The 10,950-nt window shown below is 69.9% G+C and carries 10 protein-coding genes; 8 read left to right on the top strand and 2 right to left on the bottom strand.

Annotated features, from left to right (window positions below):
• Nucleotides 1–1,444: MMPL family transporter (locus ADBZ5U_RS08245; RefSeq protein ID WP_526264276.1), on the bottom strand; the 1,444-nt coding region annotated here is incomplete at its 3' end.
• Nucleotides 1,445–1,627: 183 nt separating this feature from the next.
• Here ADBZ5U_RS08245 and ADBZ5U_RS08240 point away from each other — a divergent pair.
• The 8 genes from ADBZ5U_RS08240 (at nt 1,628) to ADBZ5U_RS08205 (ending at nt 10,340) form a co-directional block, all read left to right on the top strand.
• On the top strand, nt 1,628–1,972 hold the full coding sequence (locus ADBZ5U_RS08240; protein ID WP_526264267.1) for a DUF732 domain-containing protein: 345 nt from the start codon (nt 1,628–1,630) through the stop codon (nt 1,970–1,972).
• A 173-nt stretch (nt 1,973–2,145) separates the two neighbouring features.
• The gene (locus ADBZ5U_RS08235) at nt 2,146–3,255 is read left to right on the top strand and encodes a polyprenyl synthetase family protein (protein ID WP_526264265.1); all 1,110 of its coding nucleotides are present in this window, start codon (nt 2,146–2,148) and stop codon (nt 3,253–3,255) included.
• A 29-nt stretch (nt 3,256–3,284) separates the two neighbouring features.
• A complete protein-coding gene (gene crtI / locus ADBZ5U_RS08230) occupies nt 3,285–4,823 on the top strand; it encodes a phytoene desaturase family protein (RefSeq protein WP_526264263.1) in 1,539 nt (512 codons plus the stop codon).
• Nucleotides 4,820–5,749, top strand: a complete 930-nt coding sequence (locus ADBZ5U_RS08225; RefSeq protein WP_526264261.1) for a phytoene/squalene synthase family protein — start codon at nt 4,820–4,822, stop codon at nt 5,747–5,749. The genes crtI and ADBZ5U_RS08225 overlap by 4 nt, the downstream gene beginning before the upstream one ends.
• A 54-nt stretch (nt 5,750–5,803) precedes the next feature.
• Entirely contained in the window at nt 5,804–6,535 is a 732-nt protein-coding gene (locus ADBZ5U_RS08220) for a class I SAM-dependent methyltransferase (protein WP_526264259.1), read from the top strand.
• Nucleotides 6,532–8,073 carry an FAD-dependent oxidoreductase gene (locus ADBZ5U_RS08215; RefSeq protein WP_526264257.1) on the top strand — a complete coding sequence of 514 codons (1,542 nt, stop codon included), beginning with the start codon at nt 6,532–6,534 and terminating at the stop codon, nt 8,071–8,073. Before ADBZ5U_RS08220 ends, ADBZ5U_RS08215 begins: the two co-directional genes overlap by 4 nt.
• On the top strand, nt 8,073–9,086 hold the full coding sequence (locus tag ADBZ5U_RS08210; protein ID WP_526264255.1) for a DUF5914 domain-containing protein: 1,014 nt from the start codon (nt 8,073–8,075) through the stop codon (nt 9,084–9,086). The genes ADBZ5U_RS08215 and ADBZ5U_RS08210 overlap by 1 nt, the downstream gene beginning before the upstream one ends.
• Before the next feature lie 96 nt (nt 9,087–9,182).
• Complete coding sequence (locus ADBZ5U_RS08205) at nt 9,183–10,340, top strand: zinc-binding dehydrogenase (RefSeq protein WP_526264253.1); 1,158 nt, start codon at nt 9,183–9,185, stop codon at nt 10,338–10,340.
• Nucleotides 10,341–10,360: 20 nt separating this feature from the next.
• On the opposite strand, the gene ADBZ5U_RS08200 is transcribed toward ADBZ5U_RS08205, so the two are convergent.
• On the bottom strand, nt 10,361–10,950 hold a 590-nt coding region (locus ADBZ5U_RS08200; protein ID WP_526264251.1), incomplete at its 5' end, for an MBL fold metallo-hydrolase.

Genomic DNA, 10,950 nt, shown 5'->3' with positions numbered 1-10,950 from the left:
GCTGGGTGGCCCCGGACATGCTGATGATGAACGGGATCGAGGTGTGCTCGATCGGCGTGCCCTGCGGGCGGGTGATGGCCTGCACCCGCCCGACGCCGGGGATGCGGAAGATGTTCTTGGCGACCTTGTCGATGACCAGCATGTCGGCGGAGTTGCGCAGGTCGTGGTCGGTCTCGATCATCAGCAACTCGGGGTTCATCCGGGCCTGCGGGAAATGCCGGTCGGCGGCGGCGAATCCCTGGTTGGCGGGTAGGTCCGGCGGCATGAATTCGCGGTCGTTGTAGCTGTTGACGTAGGACGGCAGGGCCAGCAGGCCCACCACGGCCAGTGCCGTCGACGCCACCAGGATGGGCCCGGGCCAGCGCACGACCGCGGTCCCGATCCGCCGCCAGCCCGCGGTCTTCATCCTGCGCTTCGGGTCGAAGACGCCGAAGCGGCTGCCGATGGTGAGGATCGCCGGCGCCATGGTCAACGCGGCCACGACGGCCACCAGCATGCCGACGGCGAGGGGGACGCCGAGGCTCTGGAAATACGGCAGCCGGGTGAAGTGCAGGCAGAACGTCGCACCCGCGATCGTCAGGCCCGAGCCCAGGATCACGTGCGCAGTGCCGTGGTACATGGTGTAGAAGGCGGTTTCGCGATCCTCGCCGTCCAGGCGGGCCTCGTGGTAGCGCCCCATGATGAAGATGACGTAGTCGGTGGCCGCGGCGATGCCCATCGTCGTCAGCAGGTTGACGGCGAAGGTGGACAGGCCGATCACGTCCGTGTAGCCCAGCAGGGCGACGATCCCGCGGGCCGCGGCCACCTGGATTCCGACCATCATCAGGACCAGTACGACGGTGACGACGGAGCGGTAGACCAGAAGCAGCATGACGAGGATGACCACCAGGGTCACGGCGGTGATCTTGTGGACGCCCTTGTCGCCGGCCTGCTGTTGGTCGGCCATCAGCGCGCCGGGTCCGGTGACGAAGACCTTCAGGCCGGGCGGCGGTTGGGATCCGGCGACGATGTCGCGAACCGCCTGCACGGACTCGTTGGCCAGGCTCTCGCCCTGGTTGCCGGCCAGATAGAGCTGCACGTAGGCGGCCTTGCCGTCGGCGCTCTGCGCGCCGGCCGCCGTCAGCGGGTCGCCCCAGAAGTCCTGGATGTTCTGGACGTGCCTGGTGTCGGCCCGCAGTGTGTCCATCAACCGGGCGTAGTAGTCGTGGGCTTCACCGCCCAACGGCGCGTCGCCCTCCAGCACGATCATCGCCGAGGAGTCGGAGTCGAACTCCTGGAAGGTCTGCCCGACCTTTTTCATCGCCTGCAGGGACGGAGCATCGGAGGGGGCCAGCGACACCGAGTGCATCTGACCGACTACCTCGAGTTGCGGGATCTTGGTGTTCAGCGCCACGACCAGGGCCAGCCACAGCACCAGGATCGGCAGCGAGAACAGCCGGATCATCCGGGGAATCGCCGGATGCGCGCCGACGTGGCGGTTGGAGGCGGTGTTCTCGGACGCGGCGGTCACCGCGACGCCCGACAGCTTCCTTCGCCTGCGCAACCTCACCACTGGCCTTCCCGCGACCTAGGACCGACTACGTCAAGAGATTAGCTCAGGTAACTGTTGTGTTTAGAATCTGGAGTCATGACGATCTTGGGCCGGGGACTGGCGGCCCCGATGAGCGTTCTCGCCGTCGCGGCGGCCATTGCGGTGGCGGCTCCCGCGCAGGCCGATCCCGATATCGACTTCGCAAACCAACTGCACAGCTTCGGCATCTACGGCCAGCGCGACTACAACGCCTGGCTGGGCAAGATCACCTGCAAGCGGCTGTTCCGGGGCGTCGACGCCGACGCCTACGCCTCGATGTCGTTCATCGGCAAGAATCTGGCCCGGGACACCACCCAGACCCAGGTGGCCCAGTTCCTCGGCGCCGCGATCAGCACCTACTGCCCGAACCTGGCCGGAGTGCTGCAGCAGGTGGCCCGGTAGGGCGATCCGGAGATGGGCTAGGCTGAACTGCGGCCGATTGGCAAAAGCCCAGCTAGGAGCTTCGGGCAATCCTTACGCGGACGTGACCATGTCCGGTCCCGACAAGCGCGGGGCCGCGCGATGATCTTCAATGGATTCAAGGGAAACGAAGACCCGGGGGATAGGAGCAGCCATTGCGCGCGATCGACGTGACGGGCGCCGCGGTCGCATCTCCCGGGGCGGAGTTCGAGATCTGGCGGAACGGGGTCCGGCACCGGGCCCTCGCGCACGTCGCCGATTTCGTCGAGACCCGCTGTGTGCCGCAGTTGGCCCGCACCGGGGTCGACATCGCCGCCGATGTGCTGGTCGGGTTCGTCGACGGCGGTAAGTGCCTGCGGTCGACGTTCATGTACCTCGGCTGGCTGTGCGGGGCCCGGCACTCCGTCGCCGTCGACGCGGCCCTGCGGGCTGCCGCCGGACTCGAACTCCTGCACGCGTTCGCGCTGCTGCAGGACGACGTCATGGACGACTCCGCGCTGCGGCGGGGCCGGCCCGCCGCGCACCTGCAGTTCGCCCAGTGGCACCGCGACCGAGGGCTGGCCGGATCGCCGGAGCGCTTCGGTGCGGCCCAGGCGATCCTGCTGTCCGACCTGTGCCTGGTGTGGGCCGAACAGATGATGCGGGAGAGCGGCGTTGCGCCCGACGCGCTGTCGCGGGCGTGGCCGCACTACGACGCGATGCGCGTCGAACTGGCCGTCGGCCAGTGCGCCGACGTGGCCAACGACGCCGGCGCGCTGCCGGATCTGGAAGCGGTGCTCGACGTGGCACGGCGCAAGTCCGGCAACTACACCGTCCGTCGGCCCCTGGAGATCGGCGCCGCGATGGCCGGCCGCGACGACCTGGTCCCCGCCCTCGGCGGCTACGGCTGCGCGGTGGGTGAGGCGTTCCAGATGCGCGACGACATCCTCGGCGTGTTCGGTTCGCCGGCGGTGACCGGCAAGCCCGCCGGCGGGGATCTCGCCGAGCGCAAGGCCACCAGCGTGGTGGTGGCGGCGCAGCGGATGGCCGATCCGTCCGTGCGCCGTCAGTTCGCCGAACTGATGAACGCCGAGCGACTCGACGACGCCGATATCGCGCACTGGCGCGACCTGATCGTGGCCACCGGCGCCCCGGCGTGGATTGAAGAACTGATCACCGAACGGGTGGCCGTCGCGGTCGACCGCATCAGTGACCAACGGATCGACGACTGGGTGCGTGACGCGCTGGCCGGTATGGCCGCGGTGTGCACCCTTCGGACCACCTGAGCGGAGGAGACTCCAGGAATGAGTTGCAGATGAGCGCAGTGCGGACCGTGCCAGGTGGAACCGACCACGTCGTCGTGGTGGGGGCCGGGCTTTCCGGGTTGTCCACCGCACTCCAGCTCGCCGGCCAGGGCCGGTCGGTGACCGTGGTCGAACGCTACGGATTCCCAGGCGGGCGGGTCGGTCAGGCCGATATCCGCGGCTACCGGATCGACACCGGCGCAACGGTTCTGACCATGCCGGACATCATCGAGGACGCGTTCGCCGCCGTCGGTGCGTCGATGGGCGACTACCTGGAGCTGATGCCGTCCGATCCCGCTTACCGCGCCTCGTTCGCCGACGGCAGCTCACTGGACGTGCACTCCGACGTCGCCGCGATGACGGCGGCCATCGAGGCGTTCGCCGGCCCCGGTGAGGCGGCGGGCTACCTGAAGCTGCGGGACTGGCTCACCGATCTCTACAAACTCGAGATCGACGGGTTCATCGGCTCCAACTTCTCCTCGCCGCTGTCGCTGCTGACCCCGCAACTGGCCAAGCTGGCTGCGATCGGCGGCTTCCGCCGCTGGGACAAGATGGTGAGCCGCTTCATCTCCGACGAACGGCTGCAGCGGATCTTCACCTTCCAGGCTCTCTACGCCGGTGTGCCGCCGCAGCACGCCCTGGCCGCCTACGCCGTGATCGCCTACATGGACACCATCGCCGGGGTGTGTTTCCCCCGCGGCGGGATGCGGGCGGTACCCGAGGGGCTTGCCGCCGCGGCGAGTGCTGCCGGTGTGGCGTTCCGGTACGGAAGCACAGTGACCAAGCTGGAACGATCCGGCTCCCGGGTGACGGCCGTGTGCACCGACTCCGGTGACCGGATCGCCTGCGACGCGGTGGTCCTCACCACGGATCTGCAGGTGACCTACGAACTGCTCGGCAAGAAGCCGCGGCGCCCGATCACGTTCCGGCCCTCCCCGTCGGCGGTGGTCATCCACGCCGGCGTGCCGTCGGTTCAAGGCGCGCTTGCGCATCACAACATCAGCTTCGGAGCTAACTGGTCGAAGACCTTCGACGAGATCATCGACGACGGGGTGCTGATGACTGACCCGTCCATTCTGGTGACCATGCCCACCGCCGGTGATCCCACCCTGGCACCGCCCGGGCGCGACCTGCTCTTCGTGCTGGCCCCGTGTCCGAATCTCGAAGTGGGCAAGGTGAACTGGTCCGCGAAGGGTGATGCCTACGCCCGTGAGATCCTGGCCTGCGCTGCGGATCGACTGCTGCCCGGCCTGGACCAGGACGCCGACATCCTCGAGGTGTACACCCCGGCCGACTGGGCCCGCCAGGGCATGACGGCGGGCACCCCGTTCGCGTTGGCGCACACCTTCGCCCAGACCGGGCCGTTCCGTCCGGCCAACCTGGTCCGGGGTGTCGACAACGCCGTCCTGGCGGGCGGATCGACGGTGCCGGGGGTGGGTGTCCCGACCGCACTGATCTCCGGCCGGTTGGCCGCCGAGCGCATCACCGGACCGGTCGATGCGCCGCGACGAACCGTCATCGGCGCGGGGCCGAAACAGGTGCGGGCGTGATCCACACCGAGTTGCAGGCGGCCGGCATCTCCGACGAGCGGTTGCGGGAGTCCTACCGCTACTGCCGGCGGCTCAACGCCGAACACGGCCGGACCTACTTCCTGGCCACCCGACTGCTGGCCCGCTCGCAGCGGCCGGCGGTGCACGCCCTCTACGGCTTCGCCCGCTACGCCGACGACATCCTCGACGACCTGCACTCCGAGGCGACCGCGGAGGAACGCTCGGCCCGCCTCGAGCAACTGGCGGCGCGCTTCGTCAGCGGTGCGGACGCCGATGCGGAACCGGTGCTGCCTGCCGTGCTGCACACCGCCCGCAGCTACCGGATCCCGTTGGGCCTGTTCGACGAATTCCTGGCGTCGATGCGGATGGACCTGACCGTCACCGACTATCCCGACCGGCCCGCGCTGAACCATTACATGCGCGGATCGGCGGAGGTGATCGGCCTGCAGATGCTGCCCATCCTGGGCACGGTCGGGCCGCTGGCCGACGCCGAACCCGGAGCCGAGGCGCTGGGCCGGGCCTTCCAGCTGACCAACTTCCTGCGTGATGTCAACGAGGACCTGCAGCGCAACCGCGTCTATCTGCCCGCCGACGAGTTGGCCGCGTTCGGCGTGGACCGCGAACTGCTGACCTGGTGCCAGGACAACCGCCGCACCGATCCGCGGGTCCGACAGGCATTGGCGGCCCAGCATGAGATCACCCGCGCGGAGTACCGCGAGGCCCACAAGGCCATCGCGCTGCTCGCACCGCAGTCGCGGCCCTGTGTGACGACGGCGTTCACCCTGTACTCGGAGATCCTCGACCGCATCGAGGACATCGACTTCGCGGTGTTCGGCGAGCGCGCCTCGGTGGGGAGGGGCCGGCGCGTTCAGGTCTTCGCCGGCGGACTGGTTCGGGCCCGCCGCGCGCGCCGGCTGACGACCTGACAGGCCACCGGTGATGGACACTCTGCCGCCGCGGGAGCGAAAGCGGGTGGGGGGATGAGGCGCTGGTCGCGCTCGCCGCACCTGCCCGCGACGGGGCTGCCGCGGCCCGAGGTGCCGGGCGCCTTCGACGCTGGTGCGGGGGCCTACGACGGGCTCGTCGGCGCCAACCCGGGCTATCACGATCATCTTCGGATCTCCGCCCGCCGCATGCTGATCCCCGACGGCGGGCGGGGGCTTCGACTGCTAGACGCCGGCTGCGGAACCGGCGCGTCCACCGCGGCACTGGCCGAAGTCGCCCCGCACGCTCAGATCGTCGCCGTCGACGCCTCGGCCGGGATGCTCGAACAGGCCGCCGCGAAATCCTGGCCGCCGTCGGTCCGGTTCGTCCACTCGCCGATCGAGGATTTCACCGAGGGCGGGTTCGACGGCATCCTGGCGGCCTACCTGGTGCGCAACCTCGCCGACCCGGACGCCCAACTGAGGCGTTTCCGCGAAATGCTGCGGCCGGGGTCCACCATTGCCCTGCACGAGTACTCGGTGCGGGATTCCCCAGCGGCTCAAGCGATCTGGAATGCGGTGTGCTGGGGCATAATCATCCCCGCCGGTTGGCGCAAGACCGGCGACAGCACGCTCTACCGGCACCTGTGGCGAAGCGTGAACAGCTTCGACGGGGCGGGGGAGTTCCAGCGCCGTATGGTGGCGGCGGGTTTCACCGGTGTGCACAGCCAGACCATGCCCGGTTGGCAACACGGAATCGTCCATACGTTCCTCGGAGAGGCGCCATGAAAGATCCCCGCCGGGTGAGTCATCCCGGCCCTGCCGGACTGGCCGACGCCGCGGCCTTGCCCGACCGGCCGCACGTGGTGGTCGTCGGCGCCGGGATCGCCGGCCTGGCCGCCGCCGCGGGCCTGGCCGAACGCGGTGTCTCGGTGGAGGTGCTGGAACGCGAGTCCCACCTCGGCGGACGGGTGGCCGGGTGGACCGAACGCATCGACGACGGCCCCCTGGCCGGCACCGAGGTGGCCAACAACCGAGGTTTCCACGCCTTCTTCCGGCAGTACTACAACCTTCGGGAGTTGTTGCGGCGCAGCGATCCCGGGCTGTCGCGGCTCAAGGCGGTGGATGACTACCCGCTGGTCGACGGAGAGGGCCGCCGGGACACCTTCCGCGGTCTGCCGCAGCGCCCCCCGTGGAATGCCGTCGTATTCGCGCTGCGCAGTCCCACCTTCCGGTTCCGGGATCTGGTGCGCATCAACGGTCGGGCCGCCGCCCCGCTGGCCACGGTGTCGGTGCCGGGGATATACGAGCAACTCGACGACCGGGACGCCGGAAGGTTCCTCGACGAGATCAACTTCCCCAGGGCGGCAAGGCATCTGGCGTTCGAGGTGTTCGCCCGCAGCTTCTTCGCCCGGCCGGAGCGGTTGTCGGCGGCCGAACTCGCGGCGATGTTCCACATCTACTTCCTCGGGTCCAGCGAGGGCCTGGTGTTCGACGTCGCCGAATCCAACTTCGACACCGCGCTGTGGAACCCGTTGGGGGACTACCTGACCGGCCGCGGTGTGCGGTTCCACACCGGGGTGTCCGCCGAGTCGATCGGCCCCGGCGGCCCCAGGCGGCTGCGGGTGAACGCCGGCGACGGAGGGGTGATCGACGCCGACGGCGTGGTGCTGGCCGCCGACGTGGCCGGTCTGCAGCGCATCGTCGCGGCGTCACCGGATCTCGGCGACGAACCCTGGCGCGGGCGGGTGGCGGCCATGCAGGTCGCTCCGCCGTTCCTGGTTCAGCGGCTGTGGCTGGACGCCCCGGTGAACCCCGATCGCCCGCCGTTCCTGGGCACCGGCGGACTGGAACCGGTGGACAACATCAGCGTGGTCAGCCGGTATGAGCGCCAGGCCGCGCAGTGGGCCCGGGCCCACGGCGGCTCGGTGGTCGAGGTGCACGCGTATTCGGTGGCGGATCCGCCGCCGTTCGACGGACTGCGGGAGAAGATGCTGGCCCGGCTGCACCAGCTCTACCCGGAGACCGCGCGGGCCGGGATCGTCGCCGAGCGGATGCTGTTCAAGCAGGACTGCCCGTTGTTCTCGCCCGGATCCTTCGGGCAGCGCCCCACGGTGGACACGCCGGTTCCCGGTCTGATGCTCGCCGGTGACGGGATCCGCATCGACCTGCCGGTAGCCTTGATGGAACGCGCCGCAACCACCGGGTGGACGGCGGCGAACCGGCTGTTGGCGGACTGGGGCGTGACCGGCCACACCCTGCACACGGTTCCGGTGCACGGCCGCTCGCCGGTACTGCGGCGGCTGGTGGAGAAAGGGGCGCGCTGATGGGCATCTGGGATCGGCTGGCCGAGCGGGTGCCGAAAGACAATCCGGTGCAAGTGCTTCCGAAGATCGGCTGGTCGGATCAGAAGCCCACTTTCCAGCAGGCCGAGCCGGCCATCATCGACGCCGCCCTGCAGCGGGCCATGCGCAGGCCGGGCGGCAACTGGTTCGTATTCGGCGCGAGCACCGATGTGCGCGGCGACCGCCCGTTCGGCACCACGGTTGCCGGAACCGAGATCGTCGCGTGGCGCGACGAGCAGGGCGGCCTGCACGTCGGCCCGGCCACCTGTCCGCATCTGGGCGCCGACCTGTCCACCGGAAAGGTGGTCTGCGGCGGTCTGATCTGCCCTTGGCACGGACTGCGCCTGGACGGTGGCCGCGAGTTCGGCTGGAAACCGTTGCCCGGGCACGACGACGGCGTGCTGGTGTGGGTCCGCCTGGACAAGGTCGGCGGCGAGGATCCCCTGGACGCCCCGGTGCTGCCGGTGCGCCCCACCGGTCCGCAACTGGCGGCGGTGGCACGGATGGAAGGGGTGTGCGAGCCCCGCGACGTCATCGCCAACCGCCTCGACCCCTGGCACGGCGCCTGGTTCCACCCGTACTCGTTCGCCCAGCTGGAGGTGCTCAGCGCCCCGCCGGTCGACGCCGACGACGACTCCGACTTCTTCCAGACGGCGGTCACCTTCCACTTCGGCCGGCTGGGCGTTCCGGTGATCGCTCAGTTCAGCGTTCCCGAGCCGCGAACCATCGTCATGCACGTCGTGGAGGGCCAGGGCGTCGGGAGCGTGGTCGAGACCCACGCCACGCCGATCGGCAACGGGCCGGACGGGCGGCCCCGCACCGCCGTCATCGAGGCGGTGATCGCGCAGTCCGACCGGACCGGCTTCCGGCATTCGCTGCGGGCGGCCCCGCTGCTGAGGCCGTTGATGAAGCTCGGCGCCGCCCGGTTGTGGCGCGACGACCTGGAATACGCCGAACGCCGATATGCGCTGCGCGCCAGGGGGACTCATCACTGAGGTGCCCGGCCCGCAGCGCCGGGCGGCGCGCGGTGCCGGCCCCGGCCGTGCCCGGGGTTACCCCGGGATGACCGGCGCCGCATAGACTCGCCGCACGTGAGGGCTGTCAGCTGCGAACGCGGAAAACTGTCGGTGGTCGAACTGCCCGACCCGAGTCCGGCGGCGGGCCAACTCGTCCTGGAGGTCCGGGCCTGCGGGATCTGCGGATCGGACCTGCACGCCAAGGACCACGCCGACGACCTGACCGGTGTGATGGCCACCGTGGGCTACCCGGATTTCATGCGCGCGGACACCCCGACGGTGATGGGCCACGAGTTCTGCGGGGTGATCGCCGAACGCGGGCCCAAGACGCCGAAGGGCCTCAGGGAGGGTATGACCGTCGTCTCCTTCCCGTTGGTGCGCAGCAACGGCGGGGTGCACCTGACCGGCCTGTCGCCGCTGGCGCCGGGCGGCTACGCCGAGGCGGTCGCGGTGGAGGCCTCGTTGACCTTCCCGGTGCCCAACGGGCTGCCGGCCGACATCGCTGCGTTGACCGAACCGATGGCCGTCGCCCTGCACGCGGTGCGCCGGGCCGAGGTGCGCAAGGGCGACACGGCGGTCGTCATCGGCTGCGGTCCGGTCGGTCTGGCGGTCATCGCCCAACTGAAGGTCGCCGGGGTGGGTGCGATCATCGCCGCCGATTTCTCGCCGGCGCGGCGGGATCTGGCCCGACGCTGCGGCGCCGACGTCGTGGTCGATCCGGCGGTGGACTCGCCCTACTCGAAGATCAATGCCAGGGGCATGGTCACCGAGGCGCCGGATCTCTACGAACTGGCGCTGTCGTCGATGGTCAGGCTGCGCAGGCTGCCCGGGTGGTCACACGTGTACCGGGCCGCCGAGGCGGGCGGCGCGGCCCGGCCCAAGCGTCCGATCGTCTTCGAGTGTGTCGGGGTGCCCGGGATGATCGACGGCATCGTCTCGGCGGCGCCGCTGAACTCGCGGGTGATCGTCATGGGAGTGTGCATGCAGACCGACAACCTCCAGCCCGTCACGGCCATCGTCAAGGAAGTCGACATGCGTTTCGTGTTCGGCTACACCCCACTGGACTTCCACGACAGCCTGCGGATGCTGGCCGACGGCAAGGTGCAGGCCGGGCACCTGATCACCGGCAAGGTGGGTCTGAAGGGTGTCGCCGGCGCGTTCGAGGCCCTCGGCGATCCGGAGAAGCACGCCAAGGTGATGATCGATCCCCGTAGCGCGGCGGAGTTGGTGTAGCGGCGCGTCGCGCCTGCCGGCTACCGGCCCCTGACCACCCATTCGTCGTAGTCCGCCAGTTCGTCGCCGATCTTCGTCGGGTCGCCGTGCCCGGTGCACACCGCCGTCTCGGGCGGCAAGGCGCCCAGCCTGTCCCTGATCGAGGCCAGAATGGTCGGGAAGTCGGAGAACGACCGGCCGGTGGCGCCCGGGCCGCCCCGGAACAGCGTGTCCCCGGAGAACACCGCTCCGAGACCCGGTGCGTAAAGGCACGTCGAGCCGGGGGAGTGGCCCGGTGTCGCGATCGCACGCAACTCGACCCCGCCGGCGCTCAGCGACTGCCCGTCCTGCAGGGCGTGAAAAGGCTTGTCCCCGTGCGTCATCTGCCACAGCATGGTGTCGGCCGGGTTCAGCAGCACCGGCGCGTCCAGATCGGCGGCCAGTCGCGGGGCGACGGTGATGTGGTCGTTGTGGCCGTGGGTGCACACCACCGCGACGACGTGCCGGCCGCCGACCGCAGCCTCGATGGCCTCGGCGTCGTGGGCGGCGTCGATCACGATGACCTCCGACTCATCACCGACGATCCAGACGTTGTTGTCGACTTCCCAACTGCCGCCGTCGAGTTCGAAGG

Source organism: Mycobacterium sp. (assembly GCF_040398885.1).
Classification (GTDB): Bacteria; Actinomycetota; Actinomycetes; order Mycobacteriales; family Mycobacteriaceae; genus Mycobacterium.
This window is presented reverse-complemented; position numbering and strand designations above follow the sequence as displayed.

Coding starts and splice junctions, on each gene's coding strand:
- crtI (WP_526264263.1), top strand. CDS start 3,285: ATGAGCGCAGTGCGGACCGTGCCAGGTGGAACCGACCACGTCGTCGTG.
- ADBZ5U_RS08240 (WP_526264267.1), top strand. CDS start 1,628: ATGACGATCTTGGGCCGGGGACTGGCGGCCCCGATGAGCGTTCTCGCC.
- ADBZ5U_RS08220 (WP_526264259.1), top strand. CDS start 5,804: ATGAGGCGCTGGTCGCGCTCGCCGCACCTGCCCGCGACGGGGCTGCCG.
- ADBZ5U_RS08215 (WP_526264257.1), top strand. CDS start 6,532: ATGAAAGATCCCCGCCGGGTGAGTCATCCCGGCCCTGCCGGACTGGCC.
- ADBZ5U_RS08210 (WP_526264255.1), top strand. CDS start 8,073: ATGGGCATCTGGGATCGGCTGGCCGAGCGGGTGCCGAAAGACAATCCG.